Here is a 20211-nt window from a genome sequence, read left to right as displayed (position 1 = left end):
ACGTAGGCGATTATTCGTCCGCAAGGATCGCTTCACGGAAGGAGCGGGGCGGGCGGCCGGTGACGCGTTCGACGGTGTCGGTGACGCGGTCCTCCGCGCCACCCCGGATGTCGTCGTCGAGCGCGGCCAGCAGGGCGGCGTACTCCGGGGACAAGCCGCGCTCCGCGAAGTGCCCGGCCAGCTCCTCCACCGGCACCGCCCGGTGCCGCACCGGGCGGCCGTGCCGCTGCGTCAGCAGGGCGGCGACGTCGTCGTAGCTCAGCGCCTCCGGCCCGGTCAGGACGTGGTCGGTGTCGTGCGACCGCTCGTCGGTCAGCGCGTGCCCCGCGACGGCGGCGATGTCGCCCGCGTCGACGAACGCGACGCGCCCCTTCCCGGTCGCGGAGAGCAGGTCGCCGTCCCGCTCGCGCAGCTCCAGGGACGGCCCGGTGAAGTTCTGCATGAACCAGGACGGCCGCAGCACCGCCCACTCGGGCGCCATCGTCCGGACCAGGCGGTGCACCTCCCCCAGCCCCGGCGCGCCCTCGGGCACGGCGGACGAGCTGAGCTGCACGACCCGCCGCACCCCCTGGCGCACGGCCTCCTCCAGGAACGGCTCGACGAAGGGGACGGGGTCGGCGACCCCGACCGGGCCGACGAGGTAGACGGCCGAGACGCCGCGCAGCGCGGGCGCGTACGTCTCCCGTTCGGTCCAGTCGAAGCGCACGTGCCGCGGATCGGGCCTGCGGCTGGCCGTGCGGACGGGCACGCCGCGCCCGCGCAGGAAGGCGGCCACGCGGGAGCCGGTCGTGCCGGTCGCCCCGAGCACGAGCACGCCGCTCATCGGGCACCGCCGGAGAAGGCGTCGTTCAGCGCGTCCGTGCCGCCCATGATCTCGGCGGCGGCGAGCGGGCTCCAGTAGTCGCGGTAACTGCGGATCTCGCCGTCGCGCACGGTGATCACCGCGATGTACCGCATCGTGTACGGCCGGCCGGTGGCGGCCACGACCCCGGCGACCTCCATCTCGACGATCACCACGGCGGGATCGACGCTCTGGTGCACGGTCTTCGAGGTGATCTCCCGGATGTCCAGGATGTCGGGGTAGTCGCGCAGGTACTCGTGGATCGCGGCCCGGCCTTCCACGCGCTGCGGGTAGCCGGGCTGGGCGAAGGGGAACTCGATCACGCCGTCCTCGGCCCAGAGCCCGGCGAAGGCCGTCATGTCCTTGGCGAGCAGCAGGTCGAGGGCGTGGTCGACCAGCTCACGTGCGTTCATCAAGGGATTCTCCTCACGTTCGGACGGGACGGTCCCGTCTCGTCGTCAACGTACCACGGGACGGAACCGTCCCGTCCACTCGCTAGACTCACCCTCATGACACGTCGCACCCCGACCGGCGCAGCCGTCCTGCAGCCGTCCGTCACCAGGGCCATCACCGAAGCCGTGCTGGACGAGTGGGCCGAGCAGGGCTACGGGCGGCTGTCCATGGAGGCGGTCGCCAAGCGGGCGGGCGTGGGCAAGAGCGCGCTGTACCGCCGCTGGCCGTCCAAGCAGGAGATGGCGATGTCGGTCATCTCGGAGTTCACCGTCGGCTCCGCGACCGTCCCCGACACCGGCTCGCTGCGCGGCGACGTGCGCGCGATCCTCGACGTCCTGATGGAGTGGATGACCCACCCCCGCTTCCGCAGGATCCTGCCGGACCTGGTGGCCGAGGCGGCCCGCAACCCCGAGCTGGCGGACGCCAGCATCGCCATGATCGGCACGCCGCGGCGGGAGCGGGCCAGGCCGATGTTCGAGCGCGCGATCGAGCGCGGCGAGTTGCCCCCGGACACCGACGTCGAGCTCGCCCTCGACCTGGTCGCCGCCCCGATCTACTGGCGGCTCACCGTCCGGGGCGTGGAGGCCGGGCCCGGCTATCTCGACGCGCTCGCCGACACGCTGCTCGCCGCGTTGCGGGCCCGCACGTAAAACGAGCTTGAGTCTCCAGCGGGTGGAAGGTGCAGGCTGCCAGGCGTGAGTGACGGGCTCTACACGATCGGCGAGCTGGCTCGCCGCACCGGGCTGCCGGTGCGGACGATCAGGTTCTGGTCCGACAGCGGCGTGCTGCCGCCCACCGGCCGGTCGGCGGGCGGCTACCGCCTGTACGACGAGGCCGCCGTGACCCGGCTCGGCCTGGTGCGCATGCTGCGCGAACTGGGCGTCGGGCTGGACACCGTCCAGGAGGTCCTGGCGCGGCGGGTCACGGTGGCCGAGGTGGCGCGGCTGCGGTTACGCGCCGTGGACGCCGAGCTGCGGGCCCTGCGGGCACGCAGGGCCGTGCTGAGCCTGATCTCCGAACGTGGCACCACGAACGAGGAGACGTTGATGTTGCACAGACTCGCCCAGCTCTCGGCCGCCGAACGGCGGGAGATCGTGACGGAGTTCGTGTCGGGGACGTTCGACGGGATCGAGCCGGACGGCGACGCCGCCGTCATCGCCGGCTGGATGCGCGAGCTGCCCGACTCCCCCTCCCCCGCCCAGATGGGGGCGTGGGTGGAGCTGGCCGAGCTGATCTCCGACGAGGACTTCCGCCGGCGGCTGCGCCGGATCGCGCTGGCCGGGGAGGGGCCGCTGCCGGCGTACGAGCTGCGGGCGCGGGTGCTGGCCCAGGCCGGGCCGGCGCTGGCGGACGGCGTGGACCCGGCGTCGGCGGCGGGGCGCGCGGTGCTCGACCGGGTCGCCGGCCCGGCGGCGGACCGGGCCGAGCTGCTGGAGTGGATGGAGACCGTGGCGGACGAACGGGTGGAGCGGTACTGGGCGCTGCTGGCCGAGCTCAACGGCCACCCGCGCGCGGAGCCGGCGGTGCCCGCCTTCGCCTGGGTGATCGCCGCCCTGCGCGCCCACGGCACCGGCCGCTGAGGCTCGCGGGCCGGTTCGATAACGTTCGGGTTGAGGCGATCAGGAGGAGGGCCGTTCATGAGCAGCCGCGAGCACCACTACGAGACCGTCGTCACCTGGACGGGCAACAAGGGCACCGGCACCAGCGGCTACCGCGACTTCGGGCGGGAGCACGAGCTGTCGGCCGAGGGCCCGCCGGTGATCGCGGGCAGCTCCGACCCCGCCTTCCGTGGCGACCCGGCCCGCTGGAACCCCGAGCAGCTCCTGGTCGGCTCCCTGTCGCAGTGTCACATGCTGTGGTACCTCCACAAGTGCGCCATGGCAGGTGTGATCGTCACCGCGTACACCGACACCGCCACCGGCACCATGGCCACGACCGCCGACGGCGGCCGATTCACCGAGGTGGTGCTGCGCCCGGCGGTCACCGTGGCGGCCCAGGAGATGGCCGAGAAGGCGCTCGCCCTGCACGCCGACGCCCACGAGTCGTGCTTCATCGCCTCCTCGGTCAACTTCCCCGTCCGGCACGAGCCGACCGTCCGGGTGGCCTCGTCAGAGGTCTGACGGGCCTTCGTAGTCGAGGCCGAGCCGGGGCGCGATCTCGCGCAGGCACTCCTCGAACACCGCCTCCATGTCCGGATAGACGAAGTCGAGCTGGTTCAGCACCTCCATGCAGAGCAGGCCGTACAGCCTGATCCAGCACGACATGACCACGTGGATCGCCTCCACGGGCAGCCCCATGCCCGTGGCGTCCGCGTACGCGCGCAGCTGCGACCTGATGGACGGATGCAGCTCCCCTGGGGCGGGCACCGGGAACGGCCGGCTCCGCCACAGCTCGGCGACCTCCTCCAGGAAGACCTGCTCGAAGTCGCGCCCGGCCAGCTCGCGTGGCGAGTCGGGCCGCCGCTCGGCGGTGATCGGGCTGGCGAACACCCACCCGAACTCCGCCCGGTGCGTGACGGCCCAGCGCCGCATCGCCCGGCAGGCCCCCAGCAGCCGCGGCCCGTGCTCCCCGGGCGGATGGGAGTCGCGCCCGGCCTCCACCGCCGCCGTGAGCTCGCGGAAGAAGTCGGCCGTCACCGCGCCGACCAGCTCGTCGTGCCCGGCGAAGTAGTGGTAGAGCGCCGGGCCGCTCATGCCCATCTCCCTGGCCACCGCGTTGATCGTGACGGCCTGCGACCCCTGCTCGATCAGCAGCCTGCGGGCCGCCGCGCGGATCTCCGCCAGCGTCGCCTGCCGTACTCGTTCGCGCCTGCCGACGCTCTGTGCCGCCACTCGCCCACCTTCCTCGCGATCCTTTGACATCTTAGGGCATCTATGTTTGCTTAATGCCTCTAAGTATTCTTAGTGATCGTAAGGAGATGTCGTGGCACGCAACCCCTTGGCCGGCGCTTTCGCCAAGTACGTCATGCAGGCCCGGGTCACCGAGACCGGCCTCGTCACGCCCACCATGCGGCGCATCCGCCTGGCCACCGAGACGCCGATCGCGTTCCCCTACCGGCCCGGCCAGCACATCCGGGTGCAGATCAACGACCCGCTGTCCGTCCAGGGGATCCTGCGGCCGTCGGAGACGCTGCGCACGTACACGATCTGGGACCTCGACCCCGGCCGGCGGGCGCTGGAGCTGCGCGCGCACCTCTACGGCGGGGACGGCATCGGGCTGCGCTGGGCCCAGGAGGCGGCGCCGGGGGACGCGGTGACGTTCTGGTGGCCGCAGGGCGACTTCTTCGTCCGGGACGAGGCGCCGTTCCACCTGTTCGCGGGCGACGAGACGGCGAGCGCGGCGTTCGGGCCGATGCTGCGCGCGCTCGGGGCGGGCGCGCGGGTGCACGGGGTGCTGGAGAGTGAGTCCCCCGAGCACGACCCGCCCATGCCCGGCCCGCACGAGCTGCGGCGCGCCCACCGCCGCGGCGCGCCGGGCCGCGCCTCGAAGACGCTGCTCGCCGCGGTGGCCGGGCTGGAGCTGCCGGGCAACACCGGCGCCGCCTACCTGGCGGGTGAGGCCCGTACGTGCCAGATGATCCGCGACTACCTGGTACGCGAGCGCAACTGGCCCCGCAAGGCCATCCACGTCAAGCCGTTCTGGGCCCCGGGCAAGCGCGGCCTGCACTGAGAGATATTCCTTGACACGAATATTCTCCACGGTGAATACTTCTCCTCATGGAGGCACTCCTCACCGCACTGGCCGACCCGGCCCGCTGGCGGCTCGTGAGCCTGCTGGCCGAGCGGCCCCGCCCGGTCGGCGTCCTCGCGCAGCTCGCCGGGGCGCGCCAGCCGCAGACCACCAAGCACCTGCAAGCGCTCGAACGCGCCGGCCTCGTCACCTCGCAACGCACCGGTCAGCGCCGCATCTACGCGCTGCGCTCCGCGCCCCTGCGCGAGCTGGCCGGGGCGCTCACCCGCCTGGCCGACACCGCCGACCAGGCCGGCGGCTCCCGCGAGACCTTCGACCGATACGCGCTCAGCCTCGACGCGGCACGGCAGGAGGCGGCCGAGCCGGGCTGGGCCGACGGGCGGTCGTTCAGATTCCAGCGGTCGCTGGCGGGCGGGCCCGAGCTGGTGTGGCGGCACCTGACCGAGACGTCCCTGCTCGCCCGCTGGTGGACGCCCGACGACCTGCGCGTCTCCGAGCTCGTCTTCGAGGCGCGGCCCGGCGGCCGGATCGTCCAGGAATACCGCGACATCGAAGACACCGACGGCTCCGACCAGGTCGCCGGCCGCGCGGAAGGCGTCGTCGAGCACGTCACCCCCGGCGAACGCCTCTCCTACCGGCTCTCCCCCCGACTCCCCGGCGGCGGCCTCGCCTTCAACGCCCACGTCGATCTCACCCTGCGGCCCACCGCCACCGGCACCGACCTCGACGCGCACTGGCGGGTCACCGGCAGCACCGTCGAATCCGCCGACTTCATCGCGGGCATCGAGCTCGGCTTCGGCCAGAGCCTCGACAAGCTCGCCGCCACCCTCGACCACGACCTCTAGGAGCACGACATGACACAGCAGAGCACCGGCCGCAGGGTCGTCACCAACATGAGCCTCTCCCTCGACGGCCGCTACGCCCGCCAGGACGACCCGGCCGACATGAGCTGGGTGATGCCGTACGCGGTCACCGACGTCGCCCGCGACCACCTCACCAGCCTCTGGCAGCCGGCCACCACGGCGCTGCTCGGCCGCGTGAACGCCGAAGGGTTCCTCGGCTTCTGGCCCACCGTGATCGGCATGGAGGGCGCGGACCCGCGCGACGAGGGGTTCGCCAAGTGGCTCGTCGACGCCGACAAGGTGGTGCTCTCCTCCACCCTGCGCGAAGCGCCGTGGGAGCGCACGACGATCGCCGACCGGCCGGCCGCCGACGTGGCCGACACCCTCAAGGCGGACGCGGGCGGCGACATCCTCGTCCTGTCCAGCGCCAGCGTCATCAAGGCGCTCCTGGCCGCCGACAAGGTCGACCGGCTGGCCCTGACGATCTTCCCGGTCTTCCTCGGCGGCGGGCCGCGCCTCTTCGACGACGGCCTGCCCGCCGCGCAGTGGAGCCTGGTCAGGCAGGCCGCGGGGGAGCATGGGACGCTGTCGCTGGTGTACGACCGGGTGCGGTGAGCGGCATGTGACGCGGGTCACTGTGCGCGGCTGTCACAGACCAGGGGGCGGCGGCATCTGGTGAACGTGACAGTCGAGAGTGAACAGGAGCCGTCCATGGCCGACACACCGGAACCCGAGGCTTCGCGCGGGGACCGCCTTGCGGGCGCGGGCGATCACCCCGAGGAGCCTTCGCCTTCGCGCGGGGACCGCCTTGCGGGCGCCGGCGACCGCCCCGAGGAGCCTTCGCCTTCGCGCGGGGACCGCCTTGCGGGCGCGGGCGATCGTCCCGATCCCGCGACCGAGGCGTTCGTCACGCACCGCAGGCTGCTGTTCACCGTCGCCTACGAGATGCTCGGCTCGGCCGCCGACGCCGAGGACGTCCTCCAGGAGACCTGGCTGCGGTGGGTCGGCGTGGACCTGGACGAGGTGCGCGACCATCGGGCGTACCTGGTGCGGATCACCACCCGGCAGGCGCTGGCCCGGCTGCGCACGCTCGGCCGCCGCAAGGAGTCCTACGTCGGGCCGTGGCTGCCGGAGCCGCTGCTGACCTCGCCCGACGTGGCCGAGGACGTCGAGCTGGCCGAGAGCGTGTCGATGGCGATGCTGCTCGTCCTGGAGACGCTGCAACCCACCGAACGGGCCGTGTTCGTGCTGCGCGAGGTGTTCGACCTCGACTACGACGAGATCGCCGAAGCCGTCGGCAAGACCCAGGCCGCCGTCCGCCAGATCGCCCACCGGGCCCGCGCCCACGTCGCCGCCCGCCGTCCGCGCGGCCCCGTCTCACCCGCCGAGTCCCGCGACGCCCTCGCCGCCTTCCAGCGCGCCGTGGACACCGGGGACCTGCAGAGCCTGCTCAACATCCTCGCCCCCGACGTCGTCCTGCTGACGGACGGCGGCGGCATCAAGCAGGCGGCCCTGGCACCCATCGTGGGCGCCGAGAACGTGGCCACCGTCCTGAGCCGGATCTCCGGCACCAGGTCGCTGGTGGCGGCCCAGGTCAACGGCTACCCGGCGCTGGTCGTCCGGATCGAGGGCGAACTCGACACGGTGGTGGCGCTGCGCATCGAAGGGGGGCTCATCACGGGTCTGTACGCCGTACGCAACCCGGAAAAGCTCTCCCACATGGAACAGGAGACCAGCCTGCACCGCTGATCGCGGGGGCGCAGAGCCGGCCCCACACGCACGGCACGCCACAGCACGGAAGCGCAGCCGACAGCGACAGGAGCTGCGCACAGCAGAGCCAGGAGCGCTGCGGGCGGCCCACCCAGCGGCACGGAGCCAGCCCTGCACGTGGCGGGCTGCACGCGCCCACCCGCACGCAGCCAGTCCTGCACCGCACACAGCCAGCAAGGCCCAGCAGCCGCAGCCGCAACCGGCACAGCGCACCGGCCGCAGCCGTCATGTCCCACCACCCGCAGCCGTCACACCTCACCGGCAGGCCGCAGCGAGCACAGCCCCCGACCTGCGAGCGCACGGCCCACCGGCCGGGAGCACGGCCGACAGCCTCAGGAGCCGTGCGCGGAACGCCCAGCAGCCGCAGGCGCACGACCCACCAGTCACGGGCAGCGCGGCCGACAGCGGCAGGAGCTGTGCGCGGCACAGCCAAGAGGTGCGTGCGGTAGGGGACATCAGCCGGCGATGGGAAGGCCGGGAACAGGGGGCGGCCGGGACAAGGAGGGCCCTGGCGTTGGGTGGGTCAGAAGGCTACGGCCAGGGCCATTGCCGCGGCGGCCTCGTGCCGGAGGAGCATGATCAGGAGCGTGGCCACCAGCGTGGCGATGAGCAGCCAGCTGATCAGGATGATGACCGTGGTCCGGCGTGGCCGCCGCCTCGGCGTGCGCTGCCCGCTCGACCTCGCCTCGCTGCGGCGCACCCGTTCGTTGAACGACTCAAGCCGAGCGACGAGTCGCGGATCGTCATCGACGAGGTGCTGCTCGATCTGGGCCAGCATCCGCTCCTCGTCCTGCGACCAGGCCATGGGTACCTCCCGAACGCAAGCTCTGTGGCGTCTTCCTGCCCAACCATGAAGATCATTAGCCTCCGCCTGACCACTTAATTGCACCCTCTTTTCAGTTTGCGATCAAGCTCGAACTGCTGTTCTAATCATGCCATGCGCTGGGACAACCTCCGCCTGACCGCCCCGGGCGGGGCCGACCCGACCGAGCCGCTCTTCGCCCGCGGCGCGGTCACCCGCACGTTCGACACGCCCGATTTCAGGGGGATGACCTTCTACGAGATCCGGGCCAGATCGATCATCAACCGGGTCCCGGGCGCGAGCCGCGTCCCGTTCGACTACACGATCAACCCCTACCGGGGCTGCGGCCACCGCTGCGTCTACTGCTTCGCCCGCAAGACCCACGAATACCTCGACCTCAATTCCGGCGCCGACTTCGACTCGAAGATCGTCGTCAAGGTCAACGCCGCCGAACTCGCCCGCAAGGAGCTCGCCGCACCCCGCTGGGGCGGCCACCACGTCGCCATGGGCACCAACGTCGACTGCTACCAGCGCGCGGAGGGCCGCTACCGGCTGATGCGCGGCATCCTGGCCGCGCTGCGCGACGCCGCCAACCCGTTCTCCATCCTCACCAAGGGCACCCTGATCCTGCGCGACCTCGACCTGCTCACCGAGGCCGCCGACGTCACCGACGTCAGCGCCAACGTCTCGGTCGGGTTCGTCGACGAGGAGGTCTGGCGCGCCGTCGAGCCCGGCACCCCCAACCCGCGCCGCCGCCTCGAAACCTGCGCGACCCTCAACGACAACGGCATCGCCTGCGGCGTCCTGATGGCCCCCATCCTGCCCTACCTCACCGACTCCCCCGCCCAGCTCGAACGCACCGTCAAGGAGATCGCCGCCGCCCGCGCCACCCACATCGCCCCCATCGTGCTGCACCTGCGCCCGGGGCGCGGGAGTGGTGGCTGAGCTGGCTGTCGCGCGAGCACCCGCGCCTGGTGCCGCGCTACCTGGAGCTGTACGGACGGGGGGCGTACGCGCCGAAGTCGTACCAGCAGCGGATCACGGGCCTGGTCAAAGAGCTGGCCGAACGCCACGGGGTCGGCCGCGCCACCCCGGCCATGGCCCGCCGCGTCCCCCGCCATCGCCCCGCGCTCCCGGAGGAGCCCGAGCAACTCCGCCTCCTCTGACACCCCTGCCTCGGCGCACCGCACCGCCTCGCAACACGCCGTCACGATGGCTGGGGCGGTGAACTCCGCTGACCGCCCAGCGGGAACCGCCGATCACCCGGAGGGGCTGGAACGCGCCGTCGCAGACGCCGCCGTGGGAGGATCGCCCGCCCACGGCCGTAGCGGTGCCCGTGCGGCTCGGAGCGGTGCCATGCGGACGTGGGGCGGTTGTACGCGGAGCGGTGGCACGCGGGGCGCTGGCGCGTGGGCGTGGGCGTGGGGCGGTGGTACGAGGAGCGGTGGCGCGCGGGGTGCTGGGGCGTGGGCGTGGGCGTGGGGCGGTGCATGCGGGGCGCTGGCGCGTGGAGCGCTGGCACGTGGGTGTGGAGCGCTGGCGCGTGGGTGTGGGGCGGTAGCACGCGGGCGCAGAGCACAGGCACGTGGGGCACGTGCAGCGCAGGGCGGGGGCGCATGCGGCGGGGGCACGGGGCGGAGGTGGGGGCGCGTGAGGTGGGGCGCGTGAGGTGGGGCGCGTGAGGTGGGGGGCGTGAGGTGGGGACGCGTGAGGTGGGGACGCGTCGCGCGGGGACGCGTGAGGTGGGGACGCGTGAGGCGGAAAATCGTTGGATCGGGTGGCGAGCCCGGTGGCAGGATGGCCGGGCACGATCGGACGGCGATCAAGGAGCTTGGGATGCGGCGCGACCTCGGAATCTCCCAGCACAGCATCCGGACGAGAGTTTCCCGAGGGCTCCTTGATCGATCATGTCCTGAACATCGGCATCCTCGCGCACGTGGACGCGGGAAAGACCAGCCTCACTGAGCGGCTGCTGTTCGAGACCGGCGTCATCGACCGGCTCGGCAGCGTAGACGACGGCAGCACGCAGACCGACACCGGCGAGATCGAACGCCGGCGCGGCATCACCATCCGCACCGCCGTGGCCTCCTTCGTCCTGGGCGGCCTGCGGGTCAACCTGGTCGACACGCCCGGGCACGCCGACTTCGTGGCCGAGGTGGAGCGGGCGCTGGGCGTGCTGGACGGCGCCGTGCTGGTGCTGTCGGCCGTCGAGGGGGTGCAGCCGCACACCCGGGTCCTGATGCGGACCCTGCGCAAGCTGCGCCTGCCGACCCTGATCTTCGTGAACAAGATCGACCGGGCGGGGGCTCGGGAGCACGACCTCCTCGCCGACATCCGGCGCCGGCTCTGGCCGTCCTGCGTCCCGCTCAACACCGTGGACGGCATCGGCGGTCCTCGCGCCGTCACCCGTCCCGTCGCCGATCCGTACGAGGCCGCGGAGGTGCTCGCGGAGCGGGACGACGAGCTGCTGGAGCTGCTCGTCGAGGGCAAGGCGCCCGATGACGCGGCGGTGCGGGCGGTGCTGGCGCGGCAGTGCGGTGAAGGTGTGGCGTATCCGGTGCTGTTCGGCTCGGCGATCACCGGCCAGGGGCTGCCCGAGTTGCTGGACGCCGTCGCCGAGTTCTTCCCCGCCGTGCCGCGGGTCGCCCAGGAGGGCCCGGCCGTGGGCACGGTTTTCGCGATCGAGCGTGCGCCGTCCGGGGAGAAGGTGGCTTATGTGCGGGTCCGGTCCGGGGTGTTGCGGGTGCGGGAGCCGCTGACGTTCTATCGGGGACAGGGGCAGAGCGGCGGCGCCGCGAGCAAGCCTCCAGCCGGGAGCAAGCCTGCCGGTACGAGGGCAGATGGCGAGGCGGGCATGAACCACGGGGCGGGCAACCCCGCCGGCACGAGGCGGCGCGGCGACGGGGACGTGGATGGCGGGCCGGGCCCGCATGCGTACGAAGGCCGGTTGACCGCGCTGGCCGTGGCGGGTGATCCACGCGAGACCCGGGCCCTGGCCGGCGACATCGTCAAGGTGTGGGGGGTGCCCGAGATCCGGGTCGGCGACCGGCTCGGCGAGCCGGAGCGGGCGGGTGTGGCGCGGCATTTCACCCCGCCGAGCCTGGAGACGGTGGTCAGGCCGCGCGTCCCCGGGCAGGAGCCGCGGCTGCATGCCGCCCTGCTGGCGCTGGCCGAGCAGGACCCGCTGATCGGCACCCGGACGCTGGCCGGCGGCGACACGTCGGTCCTGCTCTATGGCGAGGTGCAGAAGGAGGTCATCGGGGAGACGCTGGCGCGGGATTTCGGGGTGGAGGCGGTGTTCGAGCCGAGCCGCCCCGTGTACTTCGAGCGCCCGGCGGGCACCGGCGAGGCGGTCGAGGAGATGCAGCGCCAGGGTCGCAACGCGTTCATGGCCACCGTCGGCCTGCGGGTCGAGCCCGCGCCCAGAGGGTCGGGGGTCGGTTATCGGCTGGAGGTGGATCTGGGGTCGCTGCCGCTGGCCTTTCACCGGGCGATCGAGGAGAGCGTCCGGCTGGCGCTGCGGGAGGGGCCGCACGGGTGGCCGGTGACGGACGTGCTGGTGACGCTGACCAGGACCGGTTACTCCTCACCCGTCACGGTGGCGGGGGATTTTCGCCGGCGTACGCCGATCGTGCTCGCGCGGGCGCTGCGCCGGGCGGGCACGGTCGTGTACGAGCCGTGTCACCGGTTCGAGGCGGAGGTGCCGCTGGAGGCGTTCGGGCCGGTGTCGGCGCAGCTCGCCGGGCTGGGCGGGGAGGTGCGGGACGCGCGCCGGCACGGTGAGGGGTGGGTGCTGGAGGGGGAGATCCCGGCGGCGGTGGTGCACGAGGTGGAGCGGCGGCTGCCCGGGTTGTCGCATGGGGAGGGGGTGTGGTGGTCGGAGCCCGCAGGTGATCGTCCCCTCAGATGACGACCCGGATACGTGGTATGTCGGGTTTCGGCGCTAGATGGGTATTAAGGGGCTTGGTGTACCAATCAGGTGCATCTCGTCCGTTACAGGGGGGAATTCCAATGGCTGACACGAAGAAGAAACCCGCGTCCAAGTCCGGCAAGTCCAAGAAGCAGGCCATCAAGACGAACCGGCAGGCCAAGGAGACGAAGCGGGAAGGCCGGAAGGGCACCGACGAAGGCTGAGCATCGGCCGCCCGACGGTGACGTGATCGGACGGCCGCGGCCCGCGGGGTGCCCCGGCTGTCCGATCGACCAGTGGAGCTGCCATGTCGGCTTACCTGCGTTTCCCCACCGTCTTCCAGGACGTCGTGGTCTTCGCCGCCGAGGACGACCTGTGGATGGTCTCGGCCCGCGGCGGGCGGGCGTTCCGGCTGACGGCCGGGCTCGCCGAGGCCGGTTACCCGCGGATCTCCCCGCGCGGGGACCAGCTGGCGTTCGTCGGCCGCGAGGAGGGCCAGGAAGAGGTGTATGTGATGCCGTCCGGCGGCGGCGCGGCCCGCCGGGTGACCTTCCACGGCGCCCGCTGCACGGTGACCGGATGGGATCCGCAGGGCCGCATCCTGTACGCCAGCGACCAGTCCCAGCCGTTCGAGGGCCGAAAGTGGCTGCACCGGGTGGCGCCGGGCGGGGTGCCGGAGCGGCTGCCGTACGGGCCGGCGAACGAGATCGCGTACGGACCGGAGAACATGATCGTGCTGGGCCGCAACACGGCGGATCCGGCGCGCTGGAAGCGGTACCGCGGCGGGACGGTGGGCGACCTGTGGATCGACCGGCGCGGCGACGGCGAGTTCGGGCGGCTGATCAGGCTGCCGGGCAACCTGGCCGCGCCCTGCTGGAGCGGCGACCGGGTGTGCTTCATCTCCGATCATGAGGGTGTCGGCAACGTCTACTCGTGCACCCCGGACGGGCAGGACCTGCGCCGGCACACGCATCACGACGACTACTACGCCCGCAACCTGTCGGGCGACGGCCGGCGGCTGGTCTACCACGCGGGCGCGGACCTGTACCTGCTGGAGCCGGGCGAGCCGCCGCACCGGCTGGAGGTGCGCCTGGCCAGCTCCAGGACCCAGCGCAACCGCAGGTTCGTCGAGGCCGCCGACTATCTCGACAGTGCCACGCTCAGCCCGGACGGCAGCGCGCTGGCGATCACGGCGCGCGGCAAGGCGTACGCGATGGCGAACTGGGAGGGCCCGGTACGCCAGCACGGCTCCTCCGACGGCGTCCGCTACCGCTTCCTGACCTGGCTGAACGACGGGGTGCGGCTGATCGCGGCGGCCAGCGACGACGGCGACGAGGAGAAGCTGGTCGTCCTGGAGGGCGGCGAGGGCGGCCCGGGCACGGAGGTGGCCCGGCTGGGCCGGATCAACGAGCTGGTGCCCGACCCGGCGCACGACCGGGTCGCGGTCGTCAACCACCGCCACGAGCTGCACCTGCTGGACCTGGAGAGCGGGCGTTCTGAGCTGGTGGAGGCGAACCCGCACGGGCCGCCGGAGGATCCGGCGTGGTCGCACGACGGCGAGTGGCTGGCGTACGCGAGCCCGCTGAACGCCCAGACCACCGCGATCAAGCTGCACCATCCGGGAACGGGACGGACGGCGCAGGCCAGCGAGCCGGTGCTGAAGGACTCGATGCCGGCCTTCGACCCCCTGGGAAGGTACCTGTACTTCATCGGCCAGCGCGCCTTCTCCCCCGTCTACGACCAGCTCCAGTTCGACCTGGGCTTCCCGCTGGGCACCCGCCCGTACGCGGTGGCGCTGCGCGCGGACGTGCCGGACCCGTTCGTGCCCAGGCCGCGACCGCTGCACGACAAGGACGACGACGAGGACGCGGAGGACGGCGAGGACGGCGAGGACGGGGACGAGCCGGAGCCGCTGCGCGTGGACGTGGACGGGCTGAGCCGCCGGGTCACCGCGTTCCCGCTGCCGGAGGGCCGCTACGAGCAGGTGGCGGGGCTGAAGGGCAAGGCGCTGATCCTGACCAGCCCGCTGCACGGGGACGACACGCTGCACCTGTTCGACTTCGCCAAGGGCGAGAGCGAGACGTTCGCCGACGGGGTGTGCGGGTTCGAGCTGGGGCGTGACCACAAGACGCTGCTGTACCGGGCGGGGTCGAGGCTGCGCGTGGTGAAGGCGGGCGAGGTGCCGGGCGAGGAGGAGTCCCCGGGGCGGCAGAGCGGCTGGGTGGACCTGTCGCGCATCAAGGTGTCGGTGTGCCCGGAGACGGAGTGGCGGCAGATGTTCAGGGAGGCGTGGCGGCTGCAGCGGGAGAACTTCTGGACCGAGGACATGGCCGGCGTCGACTGGGCCGCCGTGTACGACCGGTACCGGCCGCTGGTGGAGCGGGTGACGACCCGGGGCGAGTTCTCCGACCTGCTGTGGGAGCTGCACGGCGAGCTGGCGACCAGCCACGCGTACGAGAGCGGCGGCGAGTACCGCCCCGGCCCCGACTACAGCCAGGGCAAGCTGGGCGTGGACTGGCGGCTGGTGGACGGCGTCTACCACATCGCCGCGATCGTGACGGGCGACCCGTGGGACCCGGAGGCGACCTCGCCGCTGAACCGGGTGGGGCTGGACGTCCGTACGGGTGACGCGGTCCTGGCGATCAACGGCGCCCCGATCGGCGTGGGGACGGCCACCCCGAACGAGCGCCTGGTCAACCAGGCCGGCGAGGAGGTGGAGCTGACTCTGCGCCGCGAGGAGCGCGTCTTCACCGTCACGGTGAAGGCCCTGGCCGACGAGCGGCCGGCCCGCTACCGCGACTGGGTGAACCTCAACCGCGCCCGGTGCCACCAGCGCTCCGGCGGCCGGATCGGCTACCTGCACGTGCCGGACATGGGGACAGAGGGGTTCGGGGAGTTCCACCGGGGGTTCCTGGCCGAGTACGACCGGCACGCGCTCATCGTGGACGTGCGCTTCAACGGCGGCGGGCACGTGTCGTCGCTGCTGCTGCAGAAGCTGTCGAGGCGGCGGCTGGGCTACGACTACCCGCGGTGGGGCGACGCCGAGCCGTACCCGCCGGAGTCGCCGCGCGGCCCGCTGGTGGCGATCACGAACGAGTGGGCCGGCTCGGACGGCGACATCTTCAGCCACACCTTCAAGCTGCTGAAGCTGGGCCCGCTGGTCGGCAAGCGCACGTGGGGCGGCGTGATCGGCATCTGGCCGCGCCACACGCTCGCCGACGGGACGGTGACGACGCAGCCGGAGTTCTCCTTCGCCTTCGACGACGTGGGCTGGCAGGTGGAGAACTACGGGACGGATCCCGACATCGAGGTGGACATCACCCCGCAGGACTACGCCAGAGGTGTGGACACGCAGCTCGAACGGGCCATCGACGTCACGCTGGAACTGCTGGCCCAACACCCGCCGCACACGCCCGATCCCCGGCACAGGCCGCGCATGCAACCTTAATCACCTTTCCGGCGTCTAAAGATCATAGGTGGGGATAGTGCATCGGGGATGAACAACATGCACTCCGCCGACGGAAAGACAATGGGCCGGTGGTGAGGTAACCGTTCTCACCACCGGCCACGTGTGTTGAGAAGACTGCTTCCGCTACTGAGGGGGATCTGTCAGGTGCGCGCACTGGCACGCAAGGGCAAGTCGGCGATGCGACGGCTGTACCGGGGATACAACAGGCGCAAGGCGAGCAGCGCGCCGCCGCCCTCGACCCGGCAGGTCCGCATCCTGCTGCTGCACGCCTACGGCATGGGCGGCACGATCAGGACCGTGTTCAACCTGGCCAGTTACCTGGCCGAGCACCATGACGTGGAGATCGTCTCCATCTTGAAGGAGGCGGAGGAGCCGTTCTTCCCGATTGACCCGCGCGTGAAGTTCCGCTTCCTGGACGACCGGCTCGACCCGGGCCACGACCCGCTGCGCGCGATGTTGTCGAAGATGCCGAGCAAGCTGATCCCCAAGGAGGAGAACGCCTACCACCGCTTCAACCTGTGGACCGACTTCAAGCTGGCCCGCTACATCCGCTCCCTGGACACCGGCGTGCTGATGGCCACCCGGCCGGGCCTGAACCTGGCGATGGCGCAGTTAGCGCAGCCCGGCGTGATCACGATCGGGCAGGAGCACGTGGCCCTGCGCACCCAGCCCGAGCCGGTCCAGGAGCTGATCAAGTGGCGCTACCGCCGCCTCGACGCCCTGGTCACGCTCACCAAGGCCGACCTGAAGGACTACCGCGAGACGCTGCCGAAGAAGCCGCGCAAGCTGACGCGCATCCCGAACGCGGTGCCGCCGATGTCGGGCGACGTCTCCAAGCTCGACTCCAAGGTGGCCGTGGCGGTCGGCCGGATGACCCGCATCAAGGGCTTCCACCGGCTGATCACCGCCTGGGAGACGGTCGCCGCCGCCCACCCCGACTGGACGCTGCGCATCTACGGCGCCGGGCCGCAGGAGGCCAACCTGCGCCAGCAGATCGCCGAGGCGGGCCTGGAGGGCAAGGTCGAGCTGCCGGGGCCGACCAGCGACGTGGGGGCCGAGCTGGAGAAGGCGTCGATCTACGTGCTCAGCTCGCGGCATGAGGGCTTCCCCATGACGATCCTGGAGGCCATGGCCAAGGGGCTGGCCATCGTCAGCTTCAACAGCCCGCACGGGCCCAAGGAGATGATCACGCACGAGGTGGACGGGCTGCTGGTCAAGCCGCGGACCAACGCCAACCTCGCCGAGGCGATCATCCGGGTCATCGAGGACGAGCCGCTGCGCCGCGGCCTGGCCGCGCGGGCGCTGGAGACGGCCCGCACGTACGACGTGGACGTCATCGGCGAGAAGTGGGACGCGCTGCTGGCCGACCTGCTGGCCCGGCGCGAGGCCCGTTCCCGCCCGGCCACCTCGCCCGAGCTGCCGCCCCCTTGCCCGTGATCACACGCCGGTCAGCTCGACCGGCTCGGCGATGACGTCGACCAGGGCGCCGTTGCGGTAGACGGTGATCGGCAGCGGCCGCCCGATCGCCTCGGCGAACATCAGCCGCTGCAGGCTCTGCGCGTCACCGACCGGGGTACGCCCGGCGCTCAGCACCAGGTCGCCGGCCCGCAGCCCGGCCCGGTACGCCGGCGACCCCGGCACCACCTCGACCACGCGCAGCGCCGCGCTCTGCCCGGTGCGCCGCCGCAGCTCCTCGGGCAGCGGCGCCGGCGAGGTCACCAGGCCGAGGAACGCCCGGCGGACCCGGCCGTCCCTGATCAGGGCCGCGATGATGGAGCGGGTCGTGCCGTTCACCGGCACGGCCAGCCCCACGCCGATGCCGGCGACCGCCGTGTTGATGCCGACGACCCGCGCCCGGGAGTCGGCCAGGGCGCCGCCGGAGTTGCCGGGGTTGAGCGCGGCGTCGGTCTGGATGACGTCCTCGATCAGCCGCATGCCGGCGCCGCTGCGCGCGGGCAGCGACCGCCCGAGGCCGGACACCACGCCGGCGGTCACCGACCCGGTGAGTCCGAGCGGGTTGCCGACGGCGACGACGAGCTGCCCCACCACGAGAGCGTCGCTCTCGCCCAGCTCGGCGGGCGGGGCGTGGCCGCCTGCGCCCTGATCACCGCCAGGTCCGACAGCGGGTCCCGCCCGACCACCTCGAACTCGCCGGAGGAGCCGTCGGCGAACGACACGGTGCCGGAGCGGGCGGAGCCGACCACGTGCGCGTTGGTCAGCAGGAACCCGTCGGCGGTGAACACGACGGCGGACCCGCTGCCCTGGCGGGTCCGCACGCCAGCCACCTTGGGCAGCAGCTCGGCCGCCACGGAGGTCACGACTTGGGAGTAGGCGTCGAGGGGGTCCGCCATGGAAGCCTCCAGATGATTACCTGCTTACACGGTAACTCCTCCGGGGCGTGCCTCGTAGACGATGTTGAACGGGGTCTGCGCCACCCGCCGGAACCGGCCGAACCCGGCCTCGGCCGCCAGCCGCCGCACCGGCTCCTCGCCCGCCTGCGCGCCCAGCGCGTAGCCGCCCTCCTGCGACAGCGCGTTCGGCACGCACAGGAACGCCGAGAAGCCGTAGTAGGCGCGGCCCACCGGGTTGAGGTTCTCGCTCAGCGACGAGCCCGCCGCCGGCTCCACGATCATCCAGGTGCCGTCGTCGCTCAACTGCTCGCGCACCCGGCGGGCGGCGCCGAGCGGGTCGCCCATGTCGTGCAGCGCGTCGAACGTGGTCACCAGGTCGTACGGCCCGCCGTCGAACGTCTGCCCGCTGCCCACCCGGAACTCCGCCCGCCCGGCCAGCCCGAGCGCCTCGGCCCGCCGGCGGGCCTCCCCCACGGACGCGCCGTGGTAGTCCCAGCCGACGAACGCCGAGGCCGGGAACGCCTGCGCCATGATCGTGGTGGAGGCGCCGTGCCCGCACCCGACGTCGGCGACCCTGATGCCGGAGCGCAGCGCGCCTTCGACGCCGTCGAGCGCGGGCAGCCACTCGCCGACGAGGCTGTGGGTGTAGCCGAAGCGGAAGAAGCGCTCGCAGCCGGCGAAGACGTCCCCGTCGTGCTCGTGCCAGCCGAACCCCTTGCCGGTGCGGAACGCCTCGGTGATCCGCGGCTCCGCCTTCAGCGCGCCGAGCGCGAGCTGGAAGCCGCCGAGCACGGGGCCGTCCGGGTCGGTCAGCGCGTACGCCTGCTCCTCGGTCAGGAAGTAGCGGCCGGTCGCGGCGTCGTACTCGACGTAACCGCCGGCCGCCTGGCCGCGCAGCCACTCCTCGACGTAGCGCGGCGCCGTGCCGGTGCGCCCGGCCAGCTCGTCCGGCAGGTGCGGCCGGTCGGCGAGTGCCTGGTAGAGGCCGAGCCGGTCGCCGATGACGACGCCGCCCGCGGTGATGGTGGCGCCGACGTCGCTGACGAACCTGCCGAGGAACTCCATGAGGCGTTCTTCGTTCATCGTCGTGTCCTCCCTGGTGGATACCGGCGACCGGCCGTGCCGCCCCCGTTTTCCCTGGAGGCGTGCCATCCCGTTCCATCAGGTGCCCCGCCGTTCCAGCGGGCGGGGCTCAGAGCGCCTGCGCCAGCGCCGCCCCGCAGTAGGCCGCGCCGAGCCCGGCCACGACGCTGGCCACCGCGTTGGCCACCGCGTGGAAGCGGGCTCCCTCCTCCGCCAGCCGCACCGTCTCGTAGCCCAGCGTCGAGTACGTCGTCAGCGCCCCGCAGAACCCCGTGCCCGCCAGCGCCATCACCGGGCCCTGCGCCGGCAGCGCGGCCAGGAACCCGAGCAGCGCCGACCCCGCGACGTTGACCGTCAGCGTCCCCCAGGGGAAGACGGTGTCGTGGCGCGCCTGCACGGCCCGGTCGGCCAGGTAGCGCAGCGGCGCCCCGACCGCCGCGCCCAGCACGATGAGCAGCACCGTCATCGCGCGCCCGCCCCCGCCCTGACGCCGGCGACGCGCCGGGTCAGCCACATGCCCGCCGCCACGGCCGCGAGCGCCGCCAGCATGGTGGCGGCCAGGTAGACCAGCCCCGTCACCGGCGCGCCGGCCGCGACCGCCCGCTGCACGTCCACCACGTACGTCGAGAACGTCGTGTAGCCGCCCAGCACCCCCACCCCGAGGAACGGCCGGACCAGCCGATGTGCCCGCCGCACCTCGGTGATCGTCACCATGAGCACCCCGATGAGCAGACATCCGGACACGTTGACCAGGAACGTCGCCCACGGGAACCCGCCGACCTCGACCGGCAGCGCCGTCTGCGCGGCGTGGCGGGCCAGCGCGCCGAGCGCGCCGCCGGCCGCGATCGCGGCCGGCACCGGCCAGTGCAGCTCGGCCCGCTGGGCCGGCACGTGGAGATCGACGTCCGGATCGATGGGACGATCAGTCATATCGGGCACGTTACCTCCAGGTGCACGGAGGGACGTGCCCGCCCCGGTAGCAGCTCATACGGGGCTTGTG

The 20211-nt window shown here is 72.5% G+C and carries 21 protein-coding genes and 1 pseudogene; 13 read left to right on the top strand and 9 right to left on the bottom strand.

Features of this window, described 5'->3' with window-relative positions; translation table 11 throughout:
- Positions 1-10: 10 nt before the first annotated feature.
- Positions 11-823 carry an NmrA family NAD(P)-binding protein gene (locus KIS93_RS53790; RefSeq protein ID WP_080037669.1) on the bottom strand — a complete coding sequence of 271 codons (813 nt, stop codon included), beginning with the start codon at positions 821-823 and terminating at the stop codon, positions 11-13.
- Positions 820-1254 carry a nuclear transport factor 2 family protein gene (locus KIS93_RS53785; protein ID WP_080037668.1) on the bottom strand — a complete coding sequence of 145 codons (435 nt, stop codon included), beginning with the start codon at positions 1252-1254 and terminating at the stop codon, positions 820-822. Before KIS93_RS53785 ends, KIS93_RS53790 begins: the two co-directional genes overlap by 4 nt.
- Positions 1255-1350: 96 nt before the next feature.
- Between KIS93_RS53785 and KIS93_RS53780 the strand changes: the two genes are divergently transcribed.
- The 3 genes from KIS93_RS53780 to KIS93_RS53770 are packed head-to-tail and all read left to right on the top strand — an operon-like array spanning position 1351 to position 3414.
- Positions 1351-1944, top strand: a complete 594-nt coding sequence (locus KIS93_RS53780; protein WP_080037667.1) for a TetR/AcrR family transcriptional regulator — start codon at positions 1351-1353, stop codon at positions 1942-1944.
- Between the two features lie 45 nt (positions 1945-1989).
- Positions 1990-2874: a helix-turn-helix domain-containing protein gene (locus KIS93_RS53775; RefSeq protein WP_080037666.1), complete on the top strand. Its 885-nt coding sequence runs from the start codon at positions 1990-1992 to the stop codon at positions 2872-2874.
- 57 nt (positions 2875-2931) lie between these two features.
- Positions 2932-3414 carry an OsmC family protein gene (locus KIS93_RS53770; RefSeq protein ID WP_080037665.1) on the top strand — a complete coding sequence of 161 codons (483 nt, stop codon included), beginning with the start codon at positions 2932-2934 and terminating at the stop codon, positions 3412-3414.
- Here KIS93_RS53770 and KIS93_RS53765 read toward each other — a convergent pair.
- The gene (locus KIS93_RS53765) at positions 3403-4125 is read right to left on the bottom strand and encodes a TetR/AcrR family transcriptional regulator (protein ID WP_230466060.1); all 723 of its coding nucleotides are present in this window, start codon (positions 4123-4125) and stop codon (positions 3403-3405) included. The two genes, KIS93_RS53770 and KIS93_RS53765, sit on opposite strands and share 12 nt — an antisense overlap.
- A 91-nt stretch (positions 4126-4216) precedes the next feature.
- Here KIS93_RS53765 and KIS93_RS53760 point away from each other — a divergent pair, with 91 nt between their 5' ends.
- From KIS93_RS53760 to KIS93_RS53745, 4 genes are all read left to right on the top strand, one after another.
- Positions 4217-4963: a siderophore-interacting protein gene (locus tag KIS93_RS53760; protein WP_230466059.1), complete on the top strand. Its 747-nt coding sequence runs from the start codon at positions 4217-4219 to the stop codon at positions 4961-4963.
- Positions 4964-5010: 47 nt separating this feature from the next.
- On the top strand, positions 5011-5829 hold the full coding sequence (locus KIS93_RS53755; RefSeq protein ID WP_080037663.1) for a metalloregulator ArsR/SmtB family transcription factor: 819 nt from the start codon (positions 5011-5013) through the stop codon (positions 5827-5829).
- 9 nt (positions 5830-5838) lie between these two features.
- On the top strand, positions 5839-6441 hold the full coding sequence (locus KIS93_RS53750; protein ID WP_080037662.1) for a dihydrofolate reductase family protein: 603 nt from the start codon (positions 5839-5841) through the stop codon (positions 6439-6441).
- Positions 6442-6537: 96 nt separating this feature from the next.
- Positions 6538-7575 carry an RNA polymerase sigma-70 factor gene (locus KIS93_RS53745; protein WP_080037661.1) on the top strand — a complete coding sequence of 346 codons (1038 nt, stop codon included), beginning with the start codon at positions 6538-6540 and terminating at the stop codon, positions 7573-7575.
- Positions 7576-8119: 544 nt separating this feature from the next.
- Here the strand turns inward: KIS93_RS53745 and KIS93_RS53740 are convergent.
- Positions 8120-8401, bottom strand: coding sequence for a DUF3040 domain-containing protein (locus KIS93_RS53740; RefSeq protein WP_080037660.1), 282 nt, complete (start codon positions 8399-8401; stop codon positions 8120-8122).
- A gap of 132 nt (positions 8402-8533) precedes the next feature.
- Between KIS93_RS53740 and KIS93_RS53735 the strand changes: the two genes are divergently transcribed.
- The 6 genes from KIS93_RS53735 to KIS93_RS53720 all read left to right on the top strand — a co-directional run bounded on the left by KIS93_RS53735 (position 8534) and on the right by KIS93_RS53720 (position 17214).
- Positions 8534-9343: a radical SAM protein gene (locus tag KIS93_RS53735; protein ID WP_420895892.1), complete on the top strand. Its 810-nt coding sequence runs from the start codon at positions 8534-8536 to the stop codon at positions 9341-9343.
- Between the two features lie 29 nt (positions 9344-9372).
- Entirely contained in the window at positions 9373-9564 is a 192-nt protein-coding gene (locus tag KIS93_RS69350; protein WP_420895891.1) for a hypothetical protein, read from the top strand.
- A gap of 731 nt (positions 9565-10295) precedes the next feature.
- Complete coding sequence (locus KIS93_RS53730; RefSeq protein ID WP_222107995.1) at positions 10296-12308, top strand: elongation factor G; 2013 nt, start codon at positions 10296-10298, stop codon at positions 12306-12308.
- 101 nt (positions 12309-12409) lie between these two features.
- A complete protein-coding gene (locus KIS93_RS68030; protein WP_268966942.1) occupies positions 12410-12532 on the top strand; it encodes a hypothetical protein in 123 nt (40 codons plus the stop codon).
- Positions 12533-12615: 83 nt separating this feature from the next.
- Entirely contained in the window at positions 12616-15756 is a 3141-nt protein-coding gene (locus tag KIS93_RS53725; protein WP_080037658.1) for a S41 family peptidase, read from the top strand.
- A gap of 165 nt (positions 15757-15921) precedes the next feature.
- Positions 15922-17214: a glycosyltransferase family 4 protein gene (locus KIS93_RS53720; RefSeq protein WP_080037657.1), complete on the top strand. Its 1293-nt coding sequence runs from the start codon at positions 15922-15924 to the stop codon at positions 17212-17214.
- Here KIS93_RS53720 and KIS93_RS66675 read toward each other — a convergent pair whose 3' ends face one another.
- The 5 genes and pseudogenes from KIS93_RS66675 to KIS93_RS53700 form a co-directional block, all read right to left on the bottom strand.
- Positions 17215-17430 (bottom strand): PDZ domain-containing protein, encoded by a 216-nt coding sequence (locus KIS93_RS66675; protein WP_335673940.1) that lies wholly within the window; start codon positions 17428-17430, stop codon positions 17215-17217.
- Positions 17431-17643: 213 nt separating this feature from the next.
- Positions 17644-18128, bottom strand: a pseudogene (locus KIS93_RS63985) (S1C family serine protease); the annotation flags it as partial.
- A gap of 24 nt (positions 18129-18152) precedes the next feature.
- Positions 18153-19211 carry a class I SAM-dependent methyltransferase gene (locus KIS93_RS53710; protein WP_080037655.1) on the bottom strand — a complete coding sequence of 353 codons (1059 nt, stop codon included), beginning with the start codon at positions 19209-19211 and terminating at the stop codon, positions 18153-18155.
- Between the two features lie 109 nt (positions 19212-19320).
- Complete coding sequence (crcB, locus tag KIS93_RS53705; RefSeq protein WP_080037654.1) at positions 19321-19677, bottom strand: fluoride efflux transporter CrcB; 357 nt, start codon at positions 19675-19677, stop codon at positions 19321-19323.
- The gene (locus tag KIS93_RS53700) at positions 19674-20141 is read right to left on the bottom strand and encodes a fluoride efflux transporter FluC (RefSeq protein WP_080037653.1); all 468 of its coding nucleotides are present in this window, start codon (positions 20139-20141) and stop codon (positions 19674-19676) included. Before KIS93_RS53700 ends, crcB begins: the two co-directional genes overlap by 4 nt.
- Positions 20142-20211: the final 70 nt, after the last annotated feature.

This window comes from [Actinomadura] parvosata subsp. kistnae (assembly GCF_900323885.1).
Lineage (GTDB): Bacteria > Actinomycetota > Actinomycetes > Streptosporangiales > Streptosporangiaceae > Nonomuraea > Nonomuraea composti.
This window is presented reverse-complemented; position numbering and strand designations above follow the sequence as displayed.

Coding starts and splice junctions, on each gene's coding strand:
- KIS93_RS53790 (WP_080037669.1), bottom strand. CDS start 823: ATGAGCGGCGTGCTCGTGCTCGGGGCGACCGGCACGACCGGCTCCCGC.
- KIS93_RS53785 (WP_080037668.1), bottom strand. CDS start 1,254: ATGAACGCACGTGAGCTGGTCGACCACGCCCTCGACCTGCTGCTCGCC.
- KIS93_RS53780 (WP_080037667.1), top strand. CDS start 1,351: ATGACACGTCGCACCCCGACCGGCGCAGCCGTCCTGCAGCCGTCCGTC.
- KIS93_RS53770 (WP_080037665.1), top strand. CDS start 2,932: ATGAGCAGCCGCGAGCACCACTACGAGACCGTCGTCACCTGGACGGGC.
- KIS93_RS53755 (WP_080037663.1), top strand. CDS start 5,011: ATGGAGGCACTCCTCACCGCACTGGCCGACCCGGCCCGCTGGCGGCTC.
- KIS93_RS53750 (WP_080037662.1), top strand. CDS start 5,839: ATGACACAGCAGAGCACCGGCCGCAGGGTCGTCACCAACATGAGCCTC.
- KIS93_RS53745 (WP_080037661.1), top strand. CDS start 6,538: ATGGCCGACACACCGGAACCCGAGGCTTCGCGCGGGGACCGCCTTGCG.
- KIS93_RS53740 (WP_080037660.1), bottom strand. CDS start 8,401: ATGGCCTGGTCGCAGGACGAGGAGCGGATGCTGGCCCAGATCGAGCAG.
- KIS93_RS53735 (WP_420895892.1), top strand. CDS start 8,534: ATGCGCTGGGACAACCTCCGCCTGACCGCCCCGGGCGGGGCCGACCCG.
- KIS93_RS68030 (WP_268966942.1), top strand. CDS start 12,410: ATGGCTGACACGAAGAAGAAACCCGCGTCCAAGTCCGGCAAGTCCAAG.
- KIS93_RS53725 (WP_080037658.1), top strand. CDS start 12,616: ATGTCGGCTTACCTGCGTTTCCCCACCGTCTTCCAGGACGTCGTGGTC.
- KIS93_RS53710 (WP_080037655.1), bottom strand. CDS start 19,211: ATGAACGAAGAACGCCTCATGGAGTTCCTCGGCAGGTTCGTCAGCGAC.
- crcB (WP_080037654.1), bottom strand. CDS start 19,677: ATGACGGTGCTGCTCATCGTGCTGGGCGCGGCGGTCGGGGCGCCGCTG.
- KIS93_RS53700 (WP_080037653.1), bottom strand. CDS start 20,141: ATGACTGATCGTCCCATCGATCCGGACGTCGATCTCCACGTGCCGGCC.